Origin of the sequence: Burkholderia sp. AU18528 (assembly GCF_002223215.2) — a bacterium.
GTDB classification, from domain to species: domain Bacteria; phylum Pseudomonadota; class Gammaproteobacteria; order Burkholderiales; family Burkholderiaceae; genus Burkholderia; species Burkholderia semiarida.
Genome location: NZ_NKFC02000006.1, coordinates 194,153 through 220,629 on the forward strand (window position 1 = coordinate 194,153; position 26,477 = coordinate 220,629).

The following is a 26,477-nucleotide window of genomic DNA, read 5'->3' on the forward strand; positions in this document are numbered from 1 at the left end:
CATGACCATCACCGTCAACGAAACGGCATCGACGCGCGCAGCGGCGAGCGGCGGCGACAACCGGCCGGCGAAGCATCGCTCGTCGCAGATCAGCGCCGGGCCGCAGTATGTGGCCGACGTGCTCGGCCGCTTCGGCGCGGAGCCGGCGACCGATGCCGGCGATGCGGCGCCGGTGGTGCTCGGCTACAACTGACTGGCACAGGCGCGGCGGCGCACTGGATGCGAGCCGTCGGCGAAACGAACGGTTAAGCTTGCGCGATCGAAACACCGACGATCGCCGCCGCCCCATGTCCGACTCGACCTCCGAATCGCTCGCGCAAACGTACGACCGCATCTGGTCCTGCCTCGAATCCGGCGTCAGCGTGCAGCGCTCGCCGTTCACGATGTTGCAGGCGGCGACGCTCGGTCTCGATGGCGCACCGAAGGTCCGGACGATCGTGTTGCGTCAGGTGAACCGCGTCGAGCGCGTGCTGTCGTTTCATACCGATGCGCGCTCGGCGAAGGTCGCGGAGTTGCGTCGCGATCCGCGTATCTCGATCGTCGCCAATGATCTCGACGCGCTCGTGCAGATTCGCGCGGAAGGAATTGCATCGGTCTGCGATGACGAAACGCAACGGCGCGCGCTCTGGGCATCGAGCCGCCCGCATACGCTGCTGCTGTATCGAGCACCGTTGCCGCCCGGCACGCCGGTCGCGTCTCCGGAAGCCGCACATGTCGACAGCACCGCACCAACCGGCGACGGCTACGAAAACTTCTGCCTGATCCACATGACGGTCACACGCATCGACTGGCTCGAACTCGCGCGCGCCGGCCATCGCCGAGCGGTATTCGACCTGAACGAAAACCGCTACGAAGCCCGCTGGATCGCGCCCTGAAGCGGGCCGAACGCGCTCGAGCCGCTCAAGGCCGCCCGTCCGACGCGGCTTGAATCATCCACTCGCGCATCACCGCGATCGCACCGTCGTCGCGGCGCTCGGCCGGATACACGAGATAGAACCCCATCGACAGCGGAAACGCGAAGTCGAACGGCTTGCACAGCCGTCCGGCGGCGATGTCGCGCTCGACGAGCGGCTCGGTCGCGAGTGCGATGCCCTGGCCGGCGACGGCCGCATCGATCGCGAGCGACGTCTGGTTGAAGCGCAGCCCCTTGTGCGGATCGACGTCGACCGGTTCGGGCATCGCCGCGAGGAACTCGGGCCACAGGTCGTGCGCGTCGTGCAGCAGCACCTGGCCGGCAAGCGCGCGCGGCGAAGCCGGCGCGGTCAGCAGCGAAGGGCTGCACACCGCGCACACGTCGAGCGGGAACAGCGCATGGGTGACGAGATGCTTGCCGAACGGTGGCTTGCCGTAGCGAATCGCGAGATCGACGCCGTCGTGGCGGAACGTCGCGATCTGCGGGTCGGCGATCACGCGCACGTCGTAGTCGGGATGCGCGTCGGTGAACTGCGCGAGCCGCGGGATCAGCCACTTCGACGCGAACGACGGCGTCGTGCTGATCGTCAGCGCGGCGCGCCGTTTCACGAGCTTGTCGGTGGCGTCGGCGATCGCATGCAGCGCGCGCTGCACGTCGGAAAAATAAGCGGCGCCGTCGTGCGTGAGCGCGAGACCGCGCGGCAGACGCTCGAACAGCTTCAGGCCGAGCACGTCCTCGAGGTGGCGCACCTGCTGCGCGACGGCGCCCTGCGTGACGCCGATCTCGTCGGCGGCGGCGCGGAAATTGAGGTGTCGCGCCGAGACTTCGAACGCGCGAAGCGCATTCAGCGGCGGCAGGCGGGAAGGGCGTGGCGGCATCGTAAGACTGTAGAAAAACTATCGGCTGGCGGCAGAAATACTGGTTCGACAGCCGGAATCGATGCGCCTACATTACCACCATGGCGCGCCGAATGGCGGCTGCGCGGCGGCGGAATCGGAGCAAGGAGCACATCGTGACTGTAGAAAAAGTGGCGTTGATCACGGCGGCGGGCAAGGGCATGGGCGCGGCGATCGCGCGCGAACTGGCGGCGACGGGCTATCGCGTCGCGCTGATGTCGCCGTCGGGCAGCGCGGTGGCGCTCGGCGAGGAACTGGGCGGGTTCGGCATCAAGGGCTCGGTGACGGACGAAGCCGATATCGACACGCTCGTGCAGGAAACGGTCGCCCGCTACGGGCGGATCGACGCGGTCGTGAACAATACCGGCCATCCGCCGAAGGGCGAACTGCTGGCGATCACCGACGACAATTGGCATGCGGGGCTCGACCTGATCCTGCTGAACGTGGTGCGCGTGATGCGCCGCGTGACGCCGATCTTCCAGAAGCAGGGCGGCGGCGCGGTGGTGAACATCTCGAGCTTCGCGGCGGACGCGCCCGAGCAACCGATGCCGGTGTCGTCGGCGCTGCGCGCGGCGCTGAGCGCATGGACGCGCCTGTACGCGGAACGCTATGCGGCCGAGAGCATCCGGATGAACGCGGTGCTGCCGGGCTTCGTCGACAGCTGGCCGGAAACGCCGGAGATCGTCGCGCGCATTCCGGCCGGCCGCTTCGGCAAGACCGGCGAGATCGCGAAGACGGTCGCGTTCCTGCTGTCGGACGGCGCGGGCTACATCACCGGCCAGAACATTCGCGTCGACGGCGCGATCGTCAAGGCGCTCTGAGCGCCGCGGCGGCGAGCGAGCGGCGGCGCGGGCCGCCCGCTCGCGGTGCAGCCGCTACAAACGCGTACAAATCAGACAAATCCCGGATACATCAGACCTTTCAAATGGGCGACGCCGCGTGACGAGGGCGCGCCGGATCGAAAGCCTGGGCGCGATCCCGCGCGCGGCATCTTCACTTTCCACTTCACGAAAGGATGCCGAACGATGTCTTCCACACCGTTTTCCCCGATGCGTCGCCACCTGCTGGCCACTTCCGTGGCCGCCGGGGTCTCGGCGATGCTGCCCACCGCGCTGCATGCCGCGACCGGCGCGAGCGGCATACGCCCGTTCACCGCGCACATTCCCGATGAAGCCGTGGCTGACCTGCGCCGCCGCATTGCCGCGACGCGCTGGCCGGGCCGCGAAACCGTCGCCGACGAATCGCAGGGCGTGCGGCTCGCGCGCATGCAGGCGCTGCTGCGCTACTGGGGCACCGACTACGACTGGCGCAAGGGCGAGGCGCGCCTGAACGGTTTCCCGATGTTCATCACGGAAATCGACGGGCTCGACATTCATTTCATCCACGTGCGCTCGCGGCACGAGAACGCGATGCCGATGATCATGACGCACGGCTGGCCCGGCTCGGTCTTCGAGCTGCTGAAGGCGATCGGCCCGCTGACCGACCCGACCGCGCACGGCGCGAGCGCGGACGACGCGTTTCACGTCGTCGTGCCGTCGTTGCCGGGTTTCGGCTTCTCGGGCCGTCCGACGAAGACCGGCTGGGGTTCCGATCACATCGCGCGCGCGTGGGGCGAGCTGATGGCGCGGCTCGGCTATACGCGCTTCGTGTCGCAGGGCGGCGACTGCGGCTCGGTGATTTCGCACCGGATGGCGATGCAGCGCGTGCAGGGCCTCGTCGGGATTCACGTGAACATGCCGGCGACGGTGCCGCCGGACATCGCGACGCTGCTCCAGGTCGATGCGCCGGCGCCGGCGTCGCTGTCGCCGAAGGAGAAGGCCGCGTACGAGAAGCTCGCGACGTTCTACCGCGACAACTGCGGCTACTCGGCGATGATGGTCACGCGGCCGCAGACGGTCGGCTATGCGCTGGCCGATTCGCCGTCCGGACAGGCCGCGTGGATGTACGACAAGATCTCGCAGTGGACGTACAGCGGCGGCGTGCCCGAACGCTCGATTCCGCGCGACGAGATTCTCGACGATATTTCGCTGTACTGGCTGACGAACACCGCGACGTCCGCTGCGCAAATCTACTGGGAGGATCACTCGAACAACTTCAACGCGGTGGATATCTCGCTGCCGGCCGCGATCACGGTGTTTCCGGGCGAGATCTACCAGGCGCCGCGCAGTTGGGCGGAGCGCAGCTATCACAACCTGATCTACTTCAACGAAGTCGACAAGGGCGGGCACTTCGCCGCATGGGAGGAGCCGGAACTGTTTGCGCGTGAAGTGCGTGCCGGGTTCCGGCCGTTGCGGCGCGTGTAAGCGCGGTTGCACGACGAATGCGGGCCAGGCGATGGCGCGGCCCGTGTTCGTTTTCAGGTAACCGCCTGCAAGGCCTGCGCAAACCGCTTGTCCGCGAGATACGCAACGTTGAAGCGGCAATACTTCGACGGACGATCGGCCTGCGGCGAAAACACCGCACCGGGCGCGAGAATCACGCCACGCTCGAGCATTGCCTGCGCGAGCTGCATCGAATCGGGCCAGCCGGGCAGCGCGGCCCACAGATACAGGCTCTGGTCACAGGGCCGATAGACCTCCGCGCCGAGGCGGCCGAGCGCATCGAGCGCGGTGCCGGTCGCGCGCCGCAACTTCTCCTGAAGATGGTTCGTATGCCGGAGGAAATGACCATCGCTGACGATCGCGTCGAGCGTGCGTTCGCAGTATTCCGAGCTGCTGACGTGCGTCAGCATCTTCACGTCGGCGAGATCGCTGGCAAGCGCCGCATTGCACGCGAGAAACCCGACACGCAGCGCCGCCGACACCGATTTCGAAAAACTGCCGATATAGATGGTGCGGCGCAGCTGGTCGAGCGTCGCGATGCGCGTGAGCGAGCGCGGCCGCAGGTCGGCGAGCGCATCGTCCTCGACGATGATCAGATCGTGCGCGTCGGCGAGCTGCAGAATGCGGTGTGCCTTGGCCGCGCTCGTATCGGTCGCGGTCGGGTTGTGGCCGACCGATTGCGTGAAGAACAGCTTCGGCCGGTACGCGGCGACATGCTCGGCCAGTTTCGCGACGTCGGGGCCGTCGATCTCGCGCGGCACGCCGACGATGTTCGCGCCGCTCAGCTTGAGCTTGCCGAACAGCGGGTAGTAGCCGGGATCGTCGACGAGCACGGTATCGCCGGGACGCACGAAGTAGCGCAGCACGAGATCCATCGCCTGGTTCGCGCCGTGCGTGAGCACGATCTGCGCGGGCGGCGCCTCGATCTCGTAGCCGGCGAGCTTCTGCTGCAGCGACTGGCGCAGCGGCAGATAGCCGAAGCGGCTGCCGTAGCGGAACAGCGACGCGGCGCTCGTGCGCATGATGCGCTGCTGGTACTGGTTCAGCCGCGTTTCCTCGAGCCACTCGATCGGCGGGAAGCCTTCGCCGAGATTGAGCACGTCGGGCTTCACGTGCAGTTGCTCGCGCATCAGCCACACGATGTCCATCGCGCGGTCGAGCGAGCTCGGCTCGTCGATGTCGGGCACGGCGGCCGCGCGCCGCGTGACGAAGAAGCCCGAGCCGCGGCGTGGCTCGATCAGGCCGTCGGCCGCGAGCATCTCGAACGCGCTGATCACGGTGTTCTTCGAGCAGCCGGACGCCTCGGCGTATTCCCTGATCGACGGCAGTTTCGCGCCGGCCGGCAACACCCCTTCTTCTATCTGTCTGGCCAGATTGTCCGCCATTGCGCCAGACAGGCTGGCTTTCGCACGCTGTTTCATCGGAATGTTCCGTCGACGCCGGCCCACTGTCATGGGTACGGTTGGGTGACTGTCTGCGCCGCCTGTACCTTTTCAATGGGTACGGCGTGACTATTATTCGGCTATCCGCTGCCTGCCGCAAGCGCCGACGGGCTACACCGCCACCCCGAAACAGTCGACCCATCATGCCGATCGATTCCGCCTTGCCGAACTTCCGCTCGCTCACGCCCGAGCAACGCCTGTCCCACCTGTCCCGCATCGTCGGGCTCGACGACGCCGAGCACGCGCTGCTCGCGAAACCGGGCGCGCTGCCGCTCGAGACCGCGAACGGGATGATCGAGAACGTGATCGGCACGTTCGAACTGCCGATGGCGGTGGCCGGCTACTTCCGGATCAACGATCGCGACGTGATCGTGCCGATGGCCGTCGAGGAGCCGTCGATCGTCGCGGCCGCATCGTATATGGCGAAGCTCTCCCGCGCGGCCGGCGGCTTCCGCACGTCCAGCAGCGGCCCGCTGATGCGTGCGCAGGTGCAGGTAATCGGCGTCGGCGATCCGTACGGCGCGCGGCTCGCGATCCTGCGGCACGCGGCCGAATTGATCGCCCTCGCGAACAGTCGCGACAAGGTGCTGGTCGGCCTCGGCGGCGGCTGCCGCGACATCGAGGTTCATGTGTTCCCCGACACGCCGCGCGGCGCGATGATCGTCGCGCACCTGATCGTCGACGTGCGCGACGCGATGGGCGCGAACACGGTGAACACGATGGCCGAAACCGTCGCGACCCGCATCGAGGCGATTACCGGCGGCCAGGTACGGTTGCGGATACTGTCCAACCTCGCCGATTTGCGGTTGGCGCGCGCGCAGGTACGGTACTCGGCGGCGACGCTCGCGACCGACGATTACGCCGGCGAGGACGTGATCGACCGCGTGATCGACGCATACGTGTTCGCGGCGACCGATCCGTACCGCGCGGCGACCCACAACAAGGGCATCATGAACGGCATCGATCCGGTGGTGGTCGCGACCGGCAACGACTGGCGCGCGGTCGAGGCCGGCGCGCATGCGTACGCGAGCCGCAGCGGCCGCTATACGTCGCTGACGACGTGGGAGAAGGCCGCCAACGGCGACCTCGTCGGCACGATCGAGATGCCGATGCCGGTCGGGCTCGTCGGCGGCGCGACGAAGACGCATCCGCTCGCGCGCCTTGCATTGAAGATCATGAACGTGACGTCGGCGCAGGAGCTCGGCGAAATTGCGGTCGCGGTCGGGCTTGCGCAGAATCTCGGTGCGCTGCGCGCGCTCGCGACCGAAGGGATCCAGCGCGGACACATGGCGCTGCATGCGCGCAACATCGCCGTCGCGGCCGGTGCGACGGGGGCCGACATCGACCGGATCGCGCAGCAGATGGTCGCGGCGAAGGACGTGCGTACCGATTTCGCCGTCGCGTTGCTCGCGGGCCGCAGCGGCGGCTGACCCGCGCGCTGCACGCCGCGCGATACAGGCGGCGCGCTGCGCGCCGCGCCGGCATGGCCGGCGACATATCAAACCAGGAGGAGACACATGGAACAGACCGGTTCAAGCGCCGTCGCACCCGCGCCGCATCGCGCCCGGCCGTTGGCCGGCGCCGATGCGGCGGCCACGACGCTCGTCGAGGTATGGGGCGACACGGTGGCGACGAAGCATCTTGCGTGGTCGGTGCTGCTCGGCATCGCGATCAGCCTCGGCGCGTTCGAGGTCGGCCGCATCGCGCTCGCGTCGTTCGTGCACGACGCGGCGATCGCACGCGCATACGCGATGCTCATCGGCCTCGGCGGCTGCCTGCTGGCCGGTGCGATCTGCGCGCGGCTGTTCAAGCCGAAGCGCACGGTGATCGAACATGCGGCGGGCGGCGCCGAGCGCGACGACGCATTGCGGCACCTCGCCGAAGCATCGGGCGGGCTCGGCTCGACGAACGACCTGTCGCCCGCCGCGCGCGCCGAGATGGAGGAACTCGGGTTGCTCGACCTGTTCGCGTCGTACGACGCCTCCACCGGGCGCGCCCGCGCGGGAGGCCGCTGATGGACGCGCTGCTGCATGCATTGCCGGCCGCGTTCGCGATGGGGCTGCTCGGCGCGATCGTGTTCTCCGCCATCGGCCTGATCTCCGGCACCGACGAAACGACGACGATCGCGCCGCTCACGTTGCTCGTCGCGCTGCTCGGCGTGCCGCCGGCCGGCGTGTTCACGTTCTTCCTCGCGGGCGCGGTGGCCAAGCACATCACGCACGCGATCCCGACCGCGCTGCTCGGTATTCCCGGCGACACGATGGCCGCGCCGCTGCTGCAACAGGCGACGCTGCTGCGCGCGCTCGGCGTGCCGCACATCGCGCTGCGCAAGATGATCTCCGGCGCGATCGTCGCGGCGTTCGTCGCACTGCCGCTCGCGGTGCTGTTCGCGTCGCTGCTCGCGCCGTTCGGCGCGGCGATCGCGAAGGCGGCGCCGTGGGTGTTCCTCGCGGCGGCCGTCGGCATCGCGTATTTCTCCGCCGGGCGGTGGGCGTCGGTACTGCTGCTCGTGCCGTTCGTGATGCTGGTGGTCGGCTTGCAGGCGCTCACCGGTCGTTACGGCGTGAAGCTGAGCGTCAGCTACTTCCTCGGGATCGCGATCGGGCCGCTGGTGGCCGACCTGTTCTCGATCCTGTCGCCGGCCGAGCGGCGGCGCATGCGTCGCGACGGGCCGTCGACGTTCGTGCTCGCGCCCGACGTGAAAAGCTGGCGCGGCTACTTCCCGAATCCGCTGAAGGTGCTCGACCGCGAGCAGGTCGCATGGACGGTCGGCACGGCCGCCGTGTCGAGCGCGACGTTCGTGTTCAGCCCGGTCGCGATGACGGTGCTGATGGGCGAGATCGTCGGTGCCCGCGTGCGTCATGCGTACCAGCGCCTGACGACGGTGATCGCCGCGCGCAACGGCGTGACGGAGGCGACCTACATCGCCGAAGCGCTGATTCCGCTGATCGCGTTCGGGCTGCCGCTGAGCCCGGTGGCGGCCGGCCCCGCGGCGCCGCTGTTCAATGCGCCGCCGCGCTTCACGGTCGATGCGGCGAGCGGGCAGATCCACAACCTGCATACGCTGATGAGCTGGCCGGCGTTCCTCGGCTACGGGCTGCTGTCGATCGTGCTGGCCGCGCTGATCGCGTATCCGCTCGCGATGCACCACGCGCACCGCGCGGCGTCGTTCGTCGCGCGCAAGCTGAGCCATGAAGCGATCATCGCGACCTTCGCGGGGCTGATCGTCGTGATCGGCGTGTGGGAAGGGCAACTGCTCGGGCTCGCCGTGATCGTGACGATCGGCCTGTTCGGCGGAATGCTGTCACGCCTGTTCGCGTTCAACACGGGCGTGCAGTTCATGGGCTATTACGTCGCGGTGCTCAGCGTGCCCGCGATCGCCAAACTGTTCTGACGCGCCGGCGCCGGTCGCGGATGCCCGGCCATCGCGGCGAAACGTCGCTTTTCCGACGATTTTTGAATCGCTTTTTGTCGTGTTCGCACACAGATACGTTGGGATACAAAGCGCCCGGTCGGTTCGGATATAAAACCGGTGAAGCGATTCACACGACGGCGCGGTGCGATGCGCCGCCGCTGCGAACGACGATACCCGAATGCCCGCACGTGCCGCGGGCCCCTTCCTTAGCGATCGACAATGGAGAACGAGTCATGTCCGATAACGTGAACACCCGCCGCCGCCTGATCCTGGGCTCGACGCTGGCGAGCCTCAGCCTGGCCGACCTCGGCTTCAGCGCGCTTGCGCATGCGCAGTCCGCGCCCGATGCATCGGCCGGCAAGCGTGCGGCCGGCGTCGCGTCGCTGGGCACGATCCACCAGATCGACGCGGGCGTGCTCAACGTCGGCTATGCGGATCTCGGCCCGAAGAACGGCCCCGTCGTGTTCCTGCTGCACGGCTGGCCGTACGACATCTACAGCTATGCGGAAGTCGCGCCGCTGCTCGTCGCGGCCGGCTATCGCGTGATCGTGCCGTACCTGCGCGGCTACGGCTCGACGACGTTCCGCTCGGCCGACACGGTGCGCAACGGCCAGCAGGCCGTCACGGCCGTCGACATCGTCGCGCTGATGGATGCACTGAAGATCGACCGCGCGGTGTTCGGCGGTTACGACTGGGGCGCGCGCACGGCCGACGTCATCGCGGCGCTGTGGCCGCAGCGCGTGAAGGCGCTGGTGTCGGTGAGCGGCTACCTGATCGGCAGCCAGGCGGCGAACGCCAAGCCGCTGCCGCCGAAGGCCGAGCTGCAGTGGTGGTACCAGTTCTATTTCACGACGGAGCGCGGCGAACTCGGCTACGCGCAGAACCGCGATGCGTTCAACAAGCTGATCTGGCAGCTCGCGTCGCCGAAGTGGCAGTTCTCCGACGAAACCTTTGCGCGCACGGCCGCGTCGTTCCAGAATCCCGACCACGTGGCCGTCGTGATCCACAACTATCGCTGGCGTCTCGGGCTCGCGAAGGGCGAAGCGCAATACGACGACATCGAGCGGCGTCTCGCGGCAGGCCCCGCGATCACCGTGCCGACGATCACGATGGAAGGCGACGCGAACGGCGCGCCGCATCCGGAGCCGGCCGCGTACGCGAAGAAGTTCACCGGCAAGTACCAGCACCGGACGATCACCGGCGGCATCGGCCACAACCTGCCGCAGGAAGCGCCGCAGGCATTCGCCGATGCGATCCTGCAAGTGGAGCATCTGTGATGCGGGCCCGCGTCGGAGTGTGGCGGCGCGGTGCGCGCCGGGTGTTCGCCGCGGGCGTGCTGCTGGCCGGTGCGTGGTCGGCGAGCGGTCCTGCCGCGTTCGCGGAACAGCCGAAGCCGGCCGCGGCCGCGTCGCCGATCTACGGCGTGACGATTCCGCCCGGCTATCGCAAGTGGGAAATGGTTGCGCCGGCAGAGGAAGCCGCGCCGCTCGACGAGTTGCGCGTGGTGCTCGGCAATCCGGTCGCGATCCGCGCGCTCGAAAAGGCGACGCTGCCGTTTCCGGATGGCACGATCCTCGTGAAGCTCGCGTACAAGCGCAAGCAGTCCGACGAGTTTCCGCCGGCGACGGTGCCCGGGCAGGCGACGACCGTGCAGGTGATGGTGAAGGACTCGCGCCGCTATGCATCGACGGGCGGCTGGGGCTTCGGACGCTTCATCAACGGCGTGCCCGCCGACATCGGCCAGCATCAGACGTGCTTTGCGTGTCACCAGGCGCGCGTGAAGAATCACGATTACGTGTTCACGCGGCTCGCGCCGTGACGTGACACGGCGGCGTGAAGTGGAGGGAAAGGCGTGCCTTGCGAGGCACGCCTTTTTTCATGGGTGCGCGGCGGGGGGCGAAACGGATCACGCGCGTTTGTATCCCACTGTATCTGCGGTCGTTCCTGAAAAACTGGCATGCAGAACGCCCCGGTTTCGGAAACATGCCGGATACGTGCGCGGGTTCTACTGTCGACATGCAGCAAGCGTTCGGTGCCAGACGTTCACGCCGAATGCCAAGTGATCGACACCCCAACTTCCTTCAAGGAGAACTCTCATGAAAGCCGCTCGAATCCTCGCCGTTGCCGTCCTCGCCGTCGCTCCGGCCCTGTCGTTCGCCGATACGGGCCACGGCCTCACGCGTGCCGAAGTGCGCGCCGACCTCATCCGTCTCGAGCAGGCCGGCTACAACCCGGCCGGCAGCGAAGCGCACTACCCGGACGATATCGCGGCCGCGGAGCAAGCCGTCGCCGCCGCGCAGCAGGTCGCACGCTCCGACCAGAACGGCCCGTCGAAGTCGCAAGGCGACAACGTGGCCGATGCGTCGACGTCGGCCGGCCATCGCAACGCCGCCGACGACCTGTACGCGCATTCGTGATCGGTCGCCGCGCCTGCTTCACGTAGGTGTGGCGCGCGCTGAAGCACTTCATTTGAACAACACGACAAAGAAAGGAGCATGACGATGGCCGGTTTGATGAAACGCGTTCTGGTATCCGCCGCGATAGTCGGCGGACTGTTCGGTGCGGTCGCGGCGCAGGCCGCACCGAAGGAAGACCTGAAGGGCACCAACGTCGTGCTCGTGCACGGCGCGTTCGCCGACGGGTCGAGCTGGAACCGCGTGATTCCGCTGCTCGAGGCGCGCGGGCTGCACGTGGTGTCGGTGCAGAATCCGCTGAGTTCGCTCGCCGACGATGCGGCCGCGACGAAACGCACGATCGACGAACAGAAAGGGCCGGTCGTGCTGGTCGGCCATTCGTGGGCCGGCGTCGTGATAAGCGACGCGGGCAACGACGACAAGGTGAAGTCGCTCGTGTACGTCGCGGCGTTCGCGCCCGACAACGGCCAGTCGATCGCCGACGTCACGCAAGGGCTGCCGGCGCCGTCGTGGGCGGGCGAGCTGCGCAAGGACGCGGGTGGTTTCGCGCGGCTGTCGGACAAGGCGATCGCGCAGGATTTCGCGCCGGATCTGCCGCCCGCGCAGCAGCGCATCGTCGCGGCGACGCAAGGGCCGTGGTACGGTGGCTGCATCTCGGAGAAGGTCACGCAGGCCGCGTGGCATGCGAAGCCGTCGACGTTCGTCGTCGCGACGCAGGACCGGATGATCGATCCGAAGCTGCAGGAAGCGATGGCGAAGCGGATCGGCGCGACGGTCACGCGCGTGAACGGCAGCCATGTCGCGATGCTGAGCCAGCCGAAAGCCGTGGCCGATGCGATCATCGCCGCCGCCGAGCGCGCGAAGCACGATACGCAGTGAGCGAATGCGGCGCCGCGCCTTCGTGAGGACGCGCGGCACCTTGAGTGATGGCGATGTCTTTCCACCAGGAGAAGTGATGACGCAACTCTGGCAACTGTCGGCAACCGAACTCGCGAAACGCGTGCGGCAGCGTGAAGTATCCGCGCGCGACGTGGCGGAATCCGTGCTCGACCGGCTGGACGCCGTGAATCCGGCGATCAACGCGGTGGTCGAGCATCGCCCCGACGACGTGCGGCGGCAGGCCGACGAAGTCGATCGTGCGATCGCGCGCGGCGACGATCCGGGGCCGCTCGCGGGCGTACCCGTCACCGTGAAGATCAACGTCGACCAGGCCGGCTATGCGACGACCAACGGTACGCGCTTGCAGGAGAGCCTGATCGCGCAAGCCGACAGCCCGGTGGTCGCGAACATCCGCAAGGCCGGCGGCGTGCTGCTCGGCCGCACCAATTCGCCGACGTTCGCGTTGCGCTGGTTCACGTCGAATCTCGTGCATGGCCGCACGCGCAATCCGCGTAATCCGTCGCTGACGCCGGGCGGATCGAGCGGCGGCGCGGCGGCGGCCGTCGCGGCCGGGATCTGCCCGCTCGCGGTCGGCACCGACATCGGCGGCTCGGTGCGTTACCCGGCCTATGCGTGCGGCGTACACGGAATCCGGCCGTCGCTCGGCCGCGTGCCGGCGTTCAATGCGTCGTCGCCCGAGCGGGCGATCGGCGCGCAACTGATGTCGACGGCTGGGCCGATCGCGCGCACGATCGACGATCTCTCGCTCGCGCTGCGGGCGTTCTCCGCGCCGGACCCGCGCGATCCGTGGCACGTCGCGGTGCCGTTCGACGGGCGCGCGGTGCCGAAGCGCGCGGCGTTGTGCGTGCGTCCGCGTGGCCTCGAGGTCGTGCCCGAAGTCGAGGCCGCGTTGCGCGATGCCGCGCGTCGGCTCGTCGATGCAGGCTGGACCGTCGACGAGATCGACGATACGCCGCCGATGCGCGAGGCGGCGCTGCTGCAGGAGCAGCTGTGGCTGGGCGACGGGTTCGACGCGCTGGCGAACGCGGTCGAGCAAGACGGCGATCCGGGCGCGGCCGCGGTGATCGCCGCGGTGCGCGGCAAGGTGCGCGACCTGCCGGCCGACGTGATCAGTCGCGCACTGGTTCGACGCACGACGCTGACGCGAGCGTGGCGGCTGTTTCTCGATGAATATGCAGTGTTGCTGCTGCCTGTTTCCGCGGAACTGCCGTTCCCCGACGATCTCGACCGGCAAGGGCCGGACGGGTTCGAGCGCGTGTGGGAAGCGCAGCTCACGTTGCGCGCGCTGCCTGCGATGGGGCTGCCGGGGCTGGCCGTCACGACGTCGCTCGTGAACGGCGTGCCGGTGGGCGTGCAGGTGGTGGCGGCGCATCATCGCGAGGATTTGTGTCTGCTTGCCGGACGCGATATCGAGGCGCGTGGCGCGCCGGTTGCGCCGGTCGATCCGGTGGCGTGATGTGTCGACGGCGCGTGCATCGGCGAGGCTCGGAGGCTTCGTCGGTGCATCGCGTGGCTCGTGTCATTTCGGATTCCATGACGACGCGCGAAATGCGCGTCGATCGTCCCCCTCCTTTCTTTTCACCCCCTTCGATGCACGACATCGAACGGCCATCGCCCTCCATTTCCAGCCCGCGATCGACCGCGCGCCGATAGCGCGCGTCCGCTATTGCATTCCCCGCAGCGCTGATTAGGAAATGAATTTTTATTGGTTCTGCTTCCCCGACCGCACTCGCATAGTGGCGCTGACGGCTATAGACAGCACGCAAGCTGCGACGGCCGCATTCCCGATGTTTTTGTTCATACGAATCTGCGAGAACGAGGAAGTGTCATGACGGTTGAACTGCAAGAACGAACCGCTGCGCAGCAGGCGCTCGAAGACGCGCGCGCGGCAGCCGTGGCGGCCGGCACGCCCTACGCGGGCCGCGTCGCGCCGCAAGCCGCGTGGGCGCTGTTCGCGGCGGGCGATGCGTTGCTGGTGGACGTGCGCACGGCCGAGGAACGGAAATTCGTCGGTCACGTGCCGGAGTCGCTGCACGTGCCGTGGGCGACCGGCACGAGCCTGACGCGCAACCCGCGCTTCGTGCGCGAGCTGGAAGCAAAGACCGGCAAGGATGCGGTCGTGCTGTTGCTGTGCCGCAGCGGCAACCGCTCGGCGCAGGCGGCCGAGGCTGCCACGAAGGGCGGTTTCACGCAGGTATTCAACGTGCTCGAAGGCTTCGAGGGCGACCTCGACGACCGGCAGCATCGCGGCGGCCGCAACGGCTGGCGCTTTCGCGGCCTGCCCTGGGCGCAGGATTGATTCACGGCCGTTACGGGGAGAAAGCAGCATGGCCGCGTTCGACATCGACGACATCGTTCAATCGCTGCAGACGGTGCGCCGCGCATGGCGCGAAAAGCAGCGGCGCTCGCTTGAACCGGGCGGGCGCGATTTGCCGGCGCGCGAGGCGCTCGCGCAGATCGTCGGCGCGCTGAAGGGCGTGCTGTTCCCGATGCGGCTCGGGCCGCCCGACCTGCGGCAGGAAAGCGAGAACCTTCACGTGGCCCACGCGCTCGACGCGGCGCTGAATGCGTTGCTCACTCAAGTGACGCTCGAATTGCGCTACGCGGCGCGTCAGCGCAATGCCGACGGGCCGCTCGACAACCTCGACGAAGTCGCGTCGAAGGCCGTGCAGGCATTCGCCGCGCGCCTGCCGGAGATTCGCCGGCTGCTCGACAGCGACGTGCTGGCCGCCTTCCACGGCGATCCGGCGGCCGGCAGCGTCGACGAGGTGCTGCTGTGCTACCCGGGCATCCTCGCGATGATCCACCACCGGCTCGCGCACGAGCTGTACGGGCTCGGCCTGCCGCTGCTCGCGCGGATCATCGCCGAGCAGGCGCATGCGGAAACGGGCATCGACATTCATCCGGGCGCGCGCATCGGCGCGGGCTTCTTCATCGATCACGGCACGGGCGTCGTGATCGGCGAGACGGCGATCATCGGCGAGCGCGTGCGCGTGTACCAGGCCGTCACGCTCGGCGCTAAGCGCTTCCCGCGCGATGCGGCCGGCCATCTGGAGAAAGGGCTGGCCCGCCATCCGATCGTCGAGGACGACGTGGTGATCTATGCAGGCGCAACGATTCTCGGCCGCGTGACGATCGGACGCGGCGCGGTGATCGGCGGCAACGTGTGGCTCACGCAGGACGTGCCGCCCGGCGAAAACGTCACGCAGGCCGTGCTGCGCAGCGAAGCGAATGCCGCGCCGCGCACGGCGGCGCGCGTCGCCTGGGAGGCGCGATGAGCGACCTCATCCATCACTTCGGCGCCAACGTGCGCAAGCTGCGCGAAGCGCGCACGTGGTCGCAGGAGCAACTGGCCGAGCATGCGGGGCTGAACCGCTCGTACGTCGGCGAGATCGAGCGCGGCGAGGCGATCGCGTCGATCGTCACGGCCGACAAGATCGCGCGCGCTTTCGACGTGTCGATCTCGACGCTGCTGCCGGGCGCGTACGTCACCTGAGCTCGCGCCGCATCGTTTCCCCTTCGGTTGCACGCCCCTGACGGCTATAGCATGTTGAGCCGGCACGGGTGTGCTTCCGATAATCACCGAGCGTCATAAGCAATCCCGTTTTTCATCTTAAGAACCCGGAGCCACACATGTCGACCGTTGCAAGCGGCACGGCCGCGCTGAGCGATCACGCCGCCCGCCAACTAGCGAACGCTACCAAGACCGTCCCCCAGCTTTCCACGATCACGCCGCGCTGGCTGACCCATCTGCTGCAATGGGTGCCGGTCGAGGCCGGCATCTATCGGCTGAACCAGGTGAAGAACCCGGAAGCCGTGCGCGCCGCGTGCACGCAGCTCGAGGACGAAAGCGTGCTGCCGCAGACCTTCGTGCCGTACGAGGAACAGCCGCGCGAATACTTCCTGAACGCGGTGAGCACGGTGCTCGACGTGCATACGCGGATCTCCGATCTTTACAGCAGTCCTCACGACCAGATCAAGGAACAGCTGCGCCTGACGATCGAGACGATCAAGGAGCTGCAGGAAAGCCAGCTGATCAACAATCCCGATTACGGGCTGCTCGCGAACGTGACCGACGAACAGCGGATCTTCCCGCTGACGGGCGCGCCGACGCCGGACGATCTCGACGAGCTGCTGACGAAGGTGTGGAAGGAGCCGGCGTTCTTCCTCACGCACCCGCTCGCGATCGCCGCGTTCGGCCGCGAATGCACGCGGCGCGGCGTGCCGCCGCCGACGGTCAGCCTGTTCGGCTCGCAGTTCCTCACGTGGCGCGGCATTCCGCTGATCCCGTCGGACAAGGTGCCGGTCGCGGACGGCAAGACCAAGATCCTGCTGCTGCGCGTCGGCGACAAGCGTCAGGGCGTCGTCGGCCTGTATCAGCCGGGCGTCGCGGGCGAGCAGGGGCCGGGCCTGTCGGTGCGCTTCATGGGGATCAACAACCAGGCGATCGCGTCGTACCTGATCTCGCTGTATTGCTCGCTCGCGGTCCATTCGCCGGATGCGCTGGCTGTCCTCGATGACGTCGAAATCGCCAAGTTCCATGACTATCCCGACACCTATCGTTAATCCCGGCGTGGCCGCCGGCGACGCGCACGCGTTGCCGCACGCGCCGCTGCCGGCCGGGTTGCCCGATCCGGCGACGCTCGCGCGGCTCGCGTCCGAGTTCTTCGCGACGCCGCCCGGGCAGGCCACCGCGCCCGGGCTGTCGGCGGGCAGCGGCGCGGTCGGCGGCGTGCCGTCGGCATTGCCGGCGGCGGCGCCGATCCTCGCGTCGGTCAGCAACCCGGTGCCGGGCGGCTCTCCGCTTGCAGGCCCGGGCGGAGCGGGCACCGGCGTGCCGGGGCTCGCGCTGCCGCAAGGCAAGGTACCGGGCGCGAACCTCGCGCCGTCCGCACCGACGCATGTGCTGTCGCTCGGCAACCGCGCCCCCGCGCTCGCTCCGCATGCGGCCGCGCAGAACGGGCTGCCCGACAACGCCGTGTCGATCGCGCCCGCGCTCGAACCGCGGGTCGGCGGCGCGGCGCTCGGCGTGCCGCAGGTGAACGCGGCCGCACCGGAAGGCGCGACGAAGGCGTCGCCGTACTACTTCACCGACGGTTCGCTGCAGGGCTGGCAGGCGACGCCGCAGGACATCGTCGTGCCGTCGAACGGCCTCGCGTCGCCGGAAGCGTTCGGGTTGCCGGGCGACGACGCGCTGCGTGCGCTGCTGGCGGTGCACCGCGACGTGCCGGTGTCGCGTGCGTCGGGTGCCGACGTGCCGCGCTACTTCATCGACGATGCGCAGGCAGCCGAGCCGCAAGGCCAGCCGTATCGCGGCGCCCACCCGCCGTTCGACGTGAACGCGATCCGCCGCGATTTCCCGATCCTTCAGGAGCGCGTGAACGGCAAGCAGCTCGTCTGGTTCGACAACGCGGCGACGACGCACAAGCCGCAGGCCGTGATCGATCGCCTCGCGTACTTCTACGCACACGAGAACTCGAACATCCACCGCGCCGCGCACGCGCTGGCCGGCCGCGCGACGGATGCGTACGAGCATGCACGGGAAACGGTGCAGCGCTTCATCGGCGCATCGTCGCCCGACGAGATCGTGTTCGTGCGCGGCACGACCGAGGCGATCAACCTGATCGCGAAGACGTGGGGCGTGCAGAACGTCGGCGAAGGCGACGAGATCGTCGTGTCGCATCTCGAGCATCACGCGAACATCGTGCCGTGGCAGCAGCTTGCCGCGCAGAAAGGCGCGAAGCTGCGCGTGATTCCGGTCGACGATTCGGGGCAGGTACTGCTCGACGAATACCGGAAGCTGCTCAACGATCGCACGAAGATCGTGTCCGTCACGCAGGTGTCGAACGCGCTCGGCACGGTCGTGCCGGTGAAGGAGATCGTCGAGCTCGCGCATCGCGCGGGCGCGAAGGCGCTGGTCGACGGCGCGCAGTCGATCTCGCACATGCGGGTGGACGTGCAGGCGCTCGATGCGGATTTCTTCGTGTTCTCCGGGCACAAGATCTACGGGCCGACCGGGATCGGCGTCGTGTACGGCAAGCGCGCGATCCTCGACGACATGCCGCCGTGGCAGGGCGGCGGCAACATGATCGCGGACGTGACGTTCGAGCGCACGGTGTTCCAGCCGCCGCCGAACCGCTTCGAAGCCGGTACCGGCAACATCGCGGATGCGGTGGGGCTGGGTGCCGCGCTCGATTACGTGAACCGCGTCGGCATCGAGAACATCGCGCGCTACGAGCACGATCTGCTCGCGTATGCGACGAGCGTGCTCGCGCCGGTGCCGGGCGTGCGGCTCGTCGGCACCGCGCGCGACAAGGCGAGCGTGCTGTCGTTCGTGCTGAAGGGCTATGAAACCGAGGAAGTCGGGCAGGCGCTGAACGAAGAGGGCATCGCGGTGCGCTCGGGGCACCACTGCGCGCAACCGATCCTGCGGCGTTTCGGGCTCGAGGCCACGGTGCGGCCGTCGCTCGCGTTCTACAACACGTGCGACGAAGTCGATGCGCTGGTGAGTGTCGTCAGGAGACTGGCGGCGCGACGTTGACGTTGTCGTTCTCGTTGCGCCGATGTTGTCCGCTTGCGGCGGCCTTCGCGGGCCGCCGCGAGCGTTTTCATGCTACCCGCTCAGAAGCGCACGACCGGCTTCTTCTCGACGTTGAATCCGTCGCGCAGCATGCCGGTGATCGAACGCACGCGTTGCGATGCGCGACGACCGTATCGACGTCGTGTTCAGGCGTGCGCGGGAATGCCCGCCGGGGCGGCATGGCAGGTGAACGGCGAGCATTCGAAACGGACAAATACGCAGCGAATCAACGTCCGGCCAGCATCCGCCCGCCGACCCCTATCAGCAACAGCCCGGCCGCCGTATCCAGCACGGCCTTGCGCCGGACCAGCAGCCGGCGCACCGACGGGTGCGACGCGAGCAGCGCCATCGTGCAATACCACGCGGCCGAGATCGCGACCGACAGCACGACGACCGACAGATCGAGCCACGCCGGCGCGTGGGCCGGCACCATCAGCGCGAAGATGCTGCCGTAGAACGCGACGGATTTCGGGTTCGTCATGCTGACGACGTAGCCCTTTCTCGCCGCGTGCCAGTCGGACATCGCGGCCGGCGCGGAAACGGGCAGCGGCTTGCGCGCGGTCGCGATCATCTTCAGGCCGAGCCAGATCAGGTACGCGGCGCCCGCCAGCCGCAGTGCGGTGTGAACCCATGCGACGTGCGTGACGAGCAGGCTCAACCCGCCGATCGCGATCGCGGCCCAGGTGCCGGACGCCGCGGCCAGGCCGAGCCCCGTCATCACGCCGGCGCGACGCGACGCGACCGCGGTGGAGGTGACGATCACGAAGTTCGGGCCCGGGCTGGCGACGCTCAGCAGCAGGACGCCGGCGAGCGGCAGCAGGGTGTTGGCGATGGGTGACATGGGGTGGAAGCGGCGTGGCGGAACGGGTCTTGATCTTACCCGAGCGCGGCAATCGGCTTCGTCGAACCCGGCATTCCGTGGCGCCAAAGCAAACAACGCGTGACGACTTCGGTCGCCACGCGTTGTTGCAGGATTCTGCCCAACCGCGCGCACGCCGACAAACCGGCGCGCACGCTGCCGCGTCGTCAGAAATCGAACCCCGGCCCGCCCGCACCCGGGCCGCCCGGCGCGGCGGCCGGCGCCGCGTCCTTCGGCGCTTCGAACACGGTCGCATCCGTCGTCAGCAGCAGCCCGGCCACCGACGCCGCGTTCTGCAGCGCGGTGCGCGTGACCTTGGTCGGATCGAGCACGCCCGATTCGACGAGGTCGCCGTACTCGCCCGTCTGCGCGTTGTACCCGAAGTTGCCCGTGCCTTCGGCGACCTTCGCGACGACGACGCTCGCTTCCTCGCCCGCATTCGTGACGATCTGGCGCAGCGGTTCCTCGAGCGCGCGCAGCACGATCTTGATGCCCGCGTCCTGATCGGCGTTCGCGCCCTTCAGTTCGCGGATCGCCTGCCGCACGCGGATCAGCGCGACGCCGCCGCCCGGTACGATGCCTTCCTCGACGGCCGCGCGCGTGGCGTGCAGCGCGTCGTCGACGCGGTCCTTCTTCTCCTTCACCTCGATTTCGGTCGCGCCGCCGACCTTGATCACCGCCACGCCGCCCGCGAGCTTCGCGACGCGTTCCTGCAGCTTCTCGCGGTCGTAGTCGGAGGTCGCCTCGTCGATCTGCACGCGGATCTGCTTCACGCGCGCCTCGATGTTCTTCGCATCGCCCGCGCCGTCGATCACCGTGGTGTTTTCCTTGCCGACCTCGATGCGCTTCGCCTGGCCGAGTTCGGCGAGCGTCGCCTTCTCGAGCGTCAGGCCCGTTTCCTCGGCGATCACCTGGCCGCCGGTGAGGATCGCGATGTCCTCGAGCAGCGCCTTGCGGCGATCGCCGAAGCCCGGCGCCTTGACCGCGACCGTCTTCAGGATCCCGCGGATGTTGTTCACGACGAGCGTCGCGAGCGCTTCGCCTTCGACGTCTTCGGCGATGATCAGCAGCGGCCGGCCCGACTTGGCGACTTGTTCGAGCACCGGCAGCAGGTCGCGGATGTTCGAGATCTTCTTGTCGTGCAGCAGGATGTACGGGTTTTCGATCTCGGCGATCTGCTTGTCCGGATTGTTGATGAAGTACGGCGACAGGTAGCCGCGGTCGAACTGCAGCCCTTCGACGACGTCGAGCTCGTCGGCGAGCGACTTGCCGTCCTCGACGGTGATCACGCCTTCCTTGCCGACGCGGTCGATGGCCTCGGCGATGCGCTGGCCGATCGATTCCTCGCCGTTCGCGGAGATCGTCGCGACCTGGGCGATTTCCTTGCTGGTGGTGGTCGGCTTGCTGATCTTCTTCAGTTCGTCGACGGCCGATGCGACGGCCTTGTCGATGCCGCGCTTCAGGTCGAGCGGATTGAGCCCGGCCGCCACGTATTTCTGGCCTTCGCGGACGATCGCCTGCGCGAGCACGGTGGCCGTCGTCGTGCCGTCGCCGGCCGCGTCGCTGGTGCGCGACGCGACTTCCTTCACGAGCTGGGCGCCGATGTTCTGCAGCTTGTCCGCGAGTTCGATTTCCTTCGCGACCGACACGCCGTCCTTCGTGACGACGGGCGCGCCGAAGCTGCGTTCGAGCACGACGTTGCGGCCCTTCGGCCCGAGCGTGACCTTCACCGCGTTCGCGAGGATGTTGACGCCTTCGGTCAGCTTCGACCGGGCGATGTCGCTGAAAATGATTTCCTTGGCTGCCATGATTGCGCTCCGTTATTGATTGACGACCGCGACGATGTCTTCCTCGCGCAGCACGAGAAACTCGTTGCCGTCCACCTTGACGGCTTGCCCCGCGTACTTGCCGAACAGCACGCGCTCGCCGACCTGAAGGTCGGGCACGATGCGCTGGCCGTCCGTGTCCTTGCGGCCGGGGCCGACGGCGATGACTTCGCCCTGATCGGGCTTTTCGGCGGCGCTGTCGGGGATCACGATGCCCGACGCGGTGGTGGTTTCCTGATCGAGTCGCTTCACGATCACGCGATCGTGCAAGGGGCGTAGGCTCATTGGTTCGTCCTGTGCGGTTCTGTCGAAATTGGCTGGCACTCTTTGGCAGAGAGTGCTGACGAGTATAAAAACGCGCGGCGACGCGATCCAATAACGGATTTCGAAAAGCATTTGCGCGAATGCGCTATGGACGAACGGCAGCCGGTGCAGGCCGTCAGATCAGCAGCGACACCGTCTTGAACAGCGCGAGATCCTCCTTGCGCGCGGATCGCGCGTGCCGGCGGATGACATGCAGCAGGCAATCGATGAAGCAGCGCGCGGCGTCGCTGAGCGTGCTGCTGCGGCGCGTGACGATGCCGAGCTCGCGCGGTTCGAACGTCTCCTTCAGCGACAACGCGCGCATCCGGTCGCCGGACGGCGGCACGGCCGCGAGTATCGTCGGGCACCACGTGCACATGTCGGCCTGTTCGAGCATCGTCTGCAACATCGCGACCGACTGCGCGCGGACGATGCGCCGCTCGTCGATCCGGGCGCCGTGGCGCGTGAACAGATAGTCGACGAGCGCGGCCTGCCCGTCGGCCGCGAAGTTCAGCACCCAGTCGTTGTCGAGCAGGTCGTGGATCGACCGCGCGCGTTCGAGCGGATGGCCGGCGCGCACCATGACCGACGTCTCGTAGCGCAACATCGGCTCGCATGCGAATTCCTGCGTGCCGCCCGGCTGCACGTGCCCGAGCGCGAAATCCATGCTGCCGTCGCGCAGCAGCGGTTGCGCGACGGCCATCAGCGCGTCGTAGAGTTCGAGCCGCACGTCGGGCATGTGCTCGCGAAATCGCAGCACCGCTTCCGCGAGGAACGTCATCGTGAGCCACGGCGTGACACCGATGCTCAGTCGGCCCTCGACGCGGCCGCGCATGCGTTCGAGATCGCTCTGCGCGTGTTCGAGCTGTTTCAGCACGAGCTTCGCGTGCGTGAGCAGCGTCTTGCCGTAGTCGGTGAAGCCGATCCCCTCCGGCGCGCGCACGAGCAGCGGCAGGCGCTCGCTCGCCTCCAGCTCGCGCAGCGCACGCGTGACGGCCGCCTGCGACAGCCCGAGCGAGCGTGCCGCGCCGCGAATGCTCCCGGCCTCCGCGCTGGCGACGAGCGCCTGTAACTGATGCAGCTTGATCGTGCTCATGGTGCGATACCCGACAACGAAAGGTTGTCATCATAACGAAACCGCGGCTGTTCGACGGGATTTTCGCTACCTACGATTAGGGCACGATCGGTCATTCGGGCGATCGGCAACCGGAATGCATCGAGGAGAATCGGGTTGGACCATTTATCCATTCAGCCGGAAATGGCGGCGATCGAGGCGGAGATGATCGCGCTGCGGCGCCGGCTGCACGCGCATCCGGAGCTGGGTTTCGACGAGCATGCGACGAGCGATCTCGTGGCCGAGCATCTGACAACGTGGGGTTATCGGGTAACGCGCGGGCTCGGCGGCACCGGCGTGGTCGGCACGCTCACGCGCGGCGCCGGGAAGCGGCTCGGGCTGCGCGCCGACATGGACGCGCTGCCGATTCGCGAGGCCACCGGGCTGCCGCATGCGAGCCGGCACGACGGCGTGATGCACGCGTGCGGTCACGACGGCCATACGACGATGTTGCTCGCGGCCGCGCGCTGTCTGGCGGAACGTGCACGCTTCACGGGTACGCTGAACCTGATTTTCCAGCCGGCGGAGGAAGGGCTCGGCGGCGCGAAGCGGATGATCGACGACGGGTTGTTCGCGCGCTTTCCCTGCGACGCGGTGTTCGCGATGCACAACGTGCCGGGCCTGCCGGCCGGCGTGCTCGGTTTCTGCGACGGCCCGGCGATGGCGTCGGCCGACGAGGTGCGCGTGCGTGTGACCGGGCGCGGCGGGCATGGCGCGGCGCCGCACCTGACGGTCGATCCGGTGGTCGTTTGCGCGTCGATCGTGATGGCGCTGCAAAGCGTCGTGTCGCGCAACGTCAATCCGCAGGATCTGGCCATCGTCACGGCCGGGTCGATTCATGCGGGCACGGCATCGAACGTGATTCCCGCGCATGCGGAGCTCGCGCTCAGCGTGCGAGCGCTTTCGCCCGACGTGCGCGCGCTGCTCGAAACGCGCATTCGCGAGATCGTGCACGGGCAGGCCGCGAGTTACGGCGCGACGGCCGAGATCGATTACCGCCACGACTATCCGGTGCTGGTCAATCACGCGGCGGAGACCGCGTTCGCGCGCGACGTCGCCCGCGAATGGGGCGGCGATGCGGCGCTGATTCCGCACCTGAAGCCGATCGCGGCCAGCGAGGATTTCGCGTTCATGCTCGAAGCGTGCCCCGGCAGCTACCTGTCGATCGGCAACGGCGACGGTGTCGGCGGTTGCGGGCTGCATCACCCGGGTTACGACTTCAACGACGCATGCGTCGCCATTGGCGCGAGCTACTGGATTGCGCTGGCGGAGCGCTACCTCGCGTGAGGCGCCCGCACGCTTTCGATCGACGATTCACACACGCAAGGAGACTGGCAATGAAGACATGGATGGCGGCGCTCGCGGTGGCGCTGGCGGCAGGAACGGCGCAGGCGGGCGACTGGGCGGGCAAGGAGATTCGTCTCGCGGTCGATCCGACTTATCCGCCGCTCGAATACAAGCTGCCCGACGGCGCGCTGACGGGCTTCGGGATCGACATCACGAACGCGTTGTGCGCGGAGTTGCGTGCGCGCTGCGTGTGGGTCGAGTCGAGCTTCGACGGGATGATCCCCGGGCTGCTCGCCCGCAAGTTCGACGTGATCGCATCGTCGATGACGATCACGCCGAAGCGGATGCAGCAGATCGCGTTCACGAACCGGATCTCGAACGCGCCCGCGCGGCTGATCGCGCGCAAGGGTTCGCCGCTGCTGCCGACGGCCGCTGCGCTGAAGGGCAAGCGGGTAGGTGTCGAGCAGGGTTCCGCGCAGGCCGATTACGCGATTGCGAACTGGCAGCCGGCCGGCGTGCAGATCGTGTCGTATCAGAACCAGGACCAGGTCTACGCCGATCTCGTGACGGGCCGGCTCGACGCGGCATTCCAGGCGTCGATCGCGGCCAGCGACGGTTTCCTGAAGAAGCCGCAGGGCAAGGATTTCGCGTTCGTCGGCCAGGCGATCGACGACGTGAAGTACTTCGGGCAGGGCGACGGACTCGGGCTGCGCAAGCAGGACAACGATCTGCGCGAGGCATTCAACCGCGCGCTCGCGACGATTCTCGCGAACGGCACGTACCAACGGATCAACCGGAAGTACTTCGACTTCGACATCTACGGCGCGAAGTAACGCGCGGGACCGGCACGAGGGGACGGTGCGCGGCGAGCCGTGCACCGGAAACGGAAGCAGCATCGCACCTGTGCGAGCGGCGGACCATGAACCGCCGGCTCGCCACGGTAAATCATATCGATGAGGATTACATATAATGAAATGGAGATTCGTTTTCGTCGCGATTCCGGCGCTGTGTGCGGCGCCTGCGTTCGCGCAAGGCAGCGTCACGCTTTACGGCCTCGTCGACGCGGGTATCGACTATACGAACAACGTCGGCGGGCACGGCGCGTGGCAGATGGCGAGCGGCTTCGCACAGGGTAGCCGCTGGGGGCTGAAGGGCACCGAGGACCTCGGCGGCGGCTACAGCGCGCTGTTCCAGATCGAGAACGGTTTCAACGTCAACAGCGGCACCCTCGCGCAGGGCGGTCGCATGTTCGGGCGGCAGGCGTACGTCGGGCTCGGCAGCACACGGTTCGGCACGCTGACGCTCGGCCGGCAGTACGACGCGCTCGTCGACTATCTCGCGCCGACCACGGCGAACGGCAGTTGGGGCGTCTATCCGTTCGCGCATCCGTTCGACAACGACAATACCGGCAACACGTTTCGCGTGAACAACACGGTCAAGTACGCGAGCCCGGATTTTTCCGGCTTTTCGTTCGGCGGCACGTACAGCTTCAGCAACGACACGGGCTTCGCGAACAACCGGCAATGGAGCGTCGGCGCGCAGTACGAGCACGGCGGCCTGCTCGTCGGCGCGGCGTTTCTCAACGCGGACAACCCGGGTGCGACGTCGGGCGGTGCGATCGCCGGTTCGGGGTCGGTCGGCGCCGATGCCAATTTCGCGTCGGCGCGGTTGCGGATCTTCGGCGCGGGCATCAACTACACGGCGGGGCCCGCGACGGTCGGCTTCGCTTACACGAACAGCAACGTCACGCGGCCGGGCGCGAACGTCGGCTACCTGTTCGGCGACGAAACGATCGAGCCGGTGACGGGCCCGCTCGCGGGCGGCACGGTCACGTCGATCAAGTACCAGAACTTCGAAGTGAACGGCAAGTATCAGTTCACGCCGGCGCTGTTCGTCGGTGCGCAGTACGTGTACACGACAGTGCGCTATGACGCGACGACGGGCTCCGCGAAACCGAAGATTCATTCGATCGAGCTGATGGCCGACTACAACCTGTCGAAGCGCACGGACGTGTACCTGATGGGCGCATTCCAGCGCGTGGCGGGCGACGCGACCGGCTCGTCGCTCGACCAGGCTTACATTCCCGGTGCGGCGGATCTGTCGTCCACGTCGAAGCAATTGATGGTGCATGCCGGGATTCGTCACAAGTTCTGACGAGGTCATCCGGGAAGCGGCGAGCGCGGCACGAGGCCGTCCGTCGCTCGCCG

Annotated in this window: 26 protein-coding genes; 20 read left to right on the forward strand and 6 right to left on the reverse strand. The window is 67.8% G+C overall.

Annotated features, from left to right (window positions below):
• Position 1: 1 nt before the first annotated feature.
• Positions 2-193, forward strand: coding sequence for a hypothetical protein (locus CFB52_RS17680; protein WP_099317067.1), 192 nt, complete (start codon positions 2-4; stop codon positions 191-193).
• A 94-nt stretch (positions 194-287) separates the two neighbouring features.
• Positions 288-875 (forward strand): pyridoxamine 5'-phosphate oxidase family protein, encoded by a 588-nt coding sequence (locus CFB52_RS17685; RefSeq protein WP_099317068.1) that lies wholly within the window; start codon positions 288-290, stop codon positions 873-875.
• A 25-nt stretch (positions 876-900) separates the two neighbouring features.
• On the opposite strand, the gene gcvA is transcribed toward CFB52_RS17685, so the two are convergent.
• Positions 901-1,791: a transcriptional regulator GcvA gene (gene gcvA, locus CFB52_RS17690; RefSeq protein ID WP_059579899.1), complete on the reverse strand. Its 891-nt coding sequence runs from the start codon at positions 1,789-1,791 to the stop codon at positions 901-903.
• Positions 1,792-1,925: 134 nt separating this feature from the next.
• Here gcvA and CFB52_RS17695 point away from each other — a divergent pair, with 134 nt between their 5' ends.
• Positions 1,926-2,630: an SDR family oxidoreductase gene (locus tag CFB52_RS17695; protein WP_099317855.1), complete on the forward strand. Its 705-nt coding sequence runs from the start codon at positions 1,926-1,928 to the stop codon at positions 2,628-2,630.
• Between the two features lie 204 nt (positions 2,631-2,834).
• The gene (locus tag CFB52_RS17700; protein ID WP_060967959.1) at positions 2,835-4,112 is read left to right on the forward strand and encodes an epoxide hydrolase family protein; all 1,278 of its coding nucleotides are present in this window, start codon (positions 2,835-2,837) and stop codon (positions 4,110-4,112) included.
• Between the two features lie 53 nt (positions 4,113-4,165).
• On the opposite strand, the gene CFB52_RS17705 is transcribed toward CFB52_RS17700, so the two are convergent.
• On the reverse strand, positions 4,166-5,551 hold the full coding sequence (locus CFB52_RS17705; protein WP_089465377.1) for a PLP-dependent aminotransferase family protein: 1,386 nt from the start codon (positions 5,549-5,551) through the stop codon (positions 4,166-4,168).
• Positions 5,552-5,715: 164 nt separating this feature from the next.
• On the opposite strand from CFB52_RS17705, the gene CFB52_RS17710 reads away from it, so the two are divergent.
• The 13 genes from CFB52_RS17710 (at position 5,716) to CFB52_RS17775 (ending at position 18,842) form a co-directional block, all read left to right on the forward strand.
• Positions 5,716-7,002 carry a hydroxymethylglutaryl-CoA reductase, degradative gene (locus CFB52_RS17710; protein ID WP_099317069.1) on the forward strand — a complete coding sequence of 429 codons (1,287 nt, stop codon included), beginning with the start codon at positions 5,716-5,718 and terminating at the stop codon, positions 7,000-7,002.
• Between the two features lie 87 nt (positions 7,003-7,089).
• Positions 7,090-7,587 (forward strand): hypothetical protein, encoded by a 498-nt coding sequence (locus CFB52_RS17715; RefSeq protein WP_099317070.1) that lies wholly within the window; start codon positions 7,090-7,092, stop codon positions 7,585-7,587.
• Complete coding sequence (locus CFB52_RS17720) at positions 7,587-8,966, forward strand: tripartite tricarboxylate transporter permease (protein ID WP_059579912.1); 1,380 nt, start codon at positions 7,587-7,589, stop codon at positions 8,964-8,966. The genes CFB52_RS17715 and CFB52_RS17720 overlap by 1 nt, the downstream gene beginning before the upstream one ends.
• Before the next feature lie 254 nt (positions 8,967-9,220).
• Positions 9,221-10,264: an alpha/beta fold hydrolase gene (locus CFB52_RS17730; RefSeq protein WP_099317071.1), complete on the forward strand. Its 1,044-nt coding sequence runs from the start codon at positions 9,221-9,223 to the stop codon at positions 10,262-10,264.
• Complete coding sequence (locus CFB52_RS17735) at positions 10,264-10,806, forward strand: cytochrome P460 family protein (protein ID WP_099317072.1); 543 nt, start codon at positions 10,264-10,266, stop codon at positions 10,804-10,806. Before CFB52_RS17730 ends, CFB52_RS17735 begins: the two co-directional genes overlap by 1 nt.
• A 277-nt stretch (positions 10,807-11,083) precedes the next feature.
• A complete protein-coding gene (locus CFB52_RS17740) occupies positions 11,084-11,404 on the forward strand; it encodes a DUF4148 domain-containing protein (protein ID WP_099317073.1) in 321 nt (106 codons plus the stop codon).
• 84 nt (positions 11,405-11,488) lie between these two features.
• On the forward strand, positions 11,489-12,280 hold the full coding sequence (locus tag CFB52_RS17745) for an alpha/beta fold hydrolase (protein ID WP_099317856.1): 792 nt from the start codon (positions 11,489-11,491) through the stop codon (positions 12,278-12,280).
• A gap of 76 nt (positions 12,281-12,356) precedes the next feature.
• Positions 12,357-13,757, forward strand: coding sequence for an amidase family protein (locus CFB52_RS17750; protein WP_099317074.1), 1,401 nt, complete (start codon positions 12,357-12,359; stop codon positions 13,755-13,757).
• A gap of 372 nt (positions 13,758-14,129) precedes the next feature.
• Positions 14,130-14,600, forward strand: a complete 471-nt coding sequence (locus tag CFB52_RS17755) for a rhodanese-like domain-containing protein (RefSeq protein ID WP_099317075.1) — start codon at positions 14,130-14,132, stop codon at positions 14,598-14,600.
• Positions 14,601-14,628: 28 nt separating this feature from the next.
• Complete coding sequence (gene epsC, locus CFB52_RS17760; RefSeq protein ID WP_059640414.1) at positions 14,629-15,579, forward strand: serine O-acetyltransferase EpsC; 951 nt, start codon at positions 14,629-14,631, stop codon at positions 15,577-15,579.
• Positions 15,576-15,797 (forward strand): helix-turn-helix domain-containing protein, encoded by a 222-nt coding sequence (locus tag CFB52_RS17765; protein ID WP_011356215.1) that lies wholly within the window; start codon positions 15,576-15,578, stop codon positions 15,795-15,797. The genes epsC and CFB52_RS17765 overlap by 4 nt, the downstream gene beginning before the upstream one ends.
• 137 nt (positions 15,798-15,934) lie before the next feature.
• A complete protein-coding gene (locus CFB52_RS17770) occupies positions 15,935-16,867 on the forward strand; it encodes a family 2A encapsulin nanocompartment shell protein (protein WP_006479760.1) in 933 nt (310 codons plus the stop codon).
• Entirely contained in the window at positions 16,842-18,842 is a 2,001-nt protein-coding gene (locus CFB52_RS17775) for a family 2A encapsulin nanocompartment cargo protein cysteine desulfurase (protein WP_099317076.1), read from the forward strand. The genes CFB52_RS17770 and CFB52_RS17775 overlap by 26 nt, the downstream gene beginning before the upstream one ends.
• A gap of 265 nt (positions 18,843-19,107) precedes the next feature.
• Here the strand turns inward: CFB52_RS17775 and CFB52_RS17780 are convergent, their stop codons facing one another.
• From CFB52_RS17780 to CFB52_RS17795, 4 genes are all read right to left on the reverse strand, one after another.
• Positions 19,108-19,722, reverse strand: coding sequence for a LysE family translocator (locus CFB52_RS17780; protein WP_060967952.1), 615 nt, complete (start codon positions 19,720-19,722; stop codon positions 19,108-19,110).
• 185 nt (positions 19,723-19,907) lie between these two features.
• Positions 19,908-21,548: a chaperonin GroEL gene (groL, locus tag CFB52_RS17785; RefSeq protein WP_059579935.1), complete on the reverse strand. Its 1,641-nt coding sequence runs from the start codon at positions 21,546-21,548 to the stop codon at positions 19,908-19,910.
• A gap of 12 nt (positions 21,549-21,560) precedes the next feature.
• Complete coding sequence (locus tag CFB52_RS17790) at positions 21,561-21,851, reverse strand: co-chaperone GroES (RefSeq protein ID WP_011694564.1); 291 nt, start codon at positions 21,849-21,851, stop codon at positions 21,561-21,563.
• A gap of 154 nt (positions 21,852-22,005) precedes the next feature.
• Positions 22,006-22,965 carry a LysR substrate-binding domain-containing protein gene (locus CFB52_RS17795; protein WP_099317077.1) on the reverse strand — a complete coding sequence of 320 codons (960 nt, stop codon included), beginning with the start codon at positions 22,963-22,965 and terminating at the stop codon, positions 22,006-22,008.
• Positions 22,966-23,148: 183 nt separating this feature from the next.
• Between CFB52_RS17795 and CFB52_RS17800 the strand changes: the two genes are divergently transcribed.
• The 3 genes from CFB52_RS17800 to CFB52_RS17810 all read left to right on the forward strand — a co-directional run bounded on the left by CFB52_RS17800 (position 23,149) and on the right by CFB52_RS17810 (position 26,424).
• Positions 23,149-24,270 (forward strand): M20 aminoacylase family protein, encoded by a 1,122-nt coding sequence (locus tag CFB52_RS17800; protein ID WP_099317857.1) that lies wholly within the window; start codon positions 23,149-23,151, stop codon positions 24,268-24,270.
• A gap of 50 nt (positions 24,271-24,320) precedes the next feature.
• Positions 24,321-25,103: an ABC transporter substrate-binding protein gene (locus tag CFB52_RS17805; RefSeq protein ID WP_099317078.1), complete on the forward strand. Its 783-nt coding sequence runs from the start codon at positions 24,321-24,323 to the stop codon at positions 25,101-25,103.
• Between the two features lie 136 nt (positions 25,104-25,239).
• Complete coding sequence (locus CFB52_RS17810) at positions 25,240-26,424, forward strand: porin (RefSeq protein ID WP_099317079.1); 1,185 nt, start codon at positions 25,240-25,242, stop codon at positions 26,422-26,424.
• The last annotated feature ends 53 nt before the right edge of the window (positions 26,425-26,477 follow it).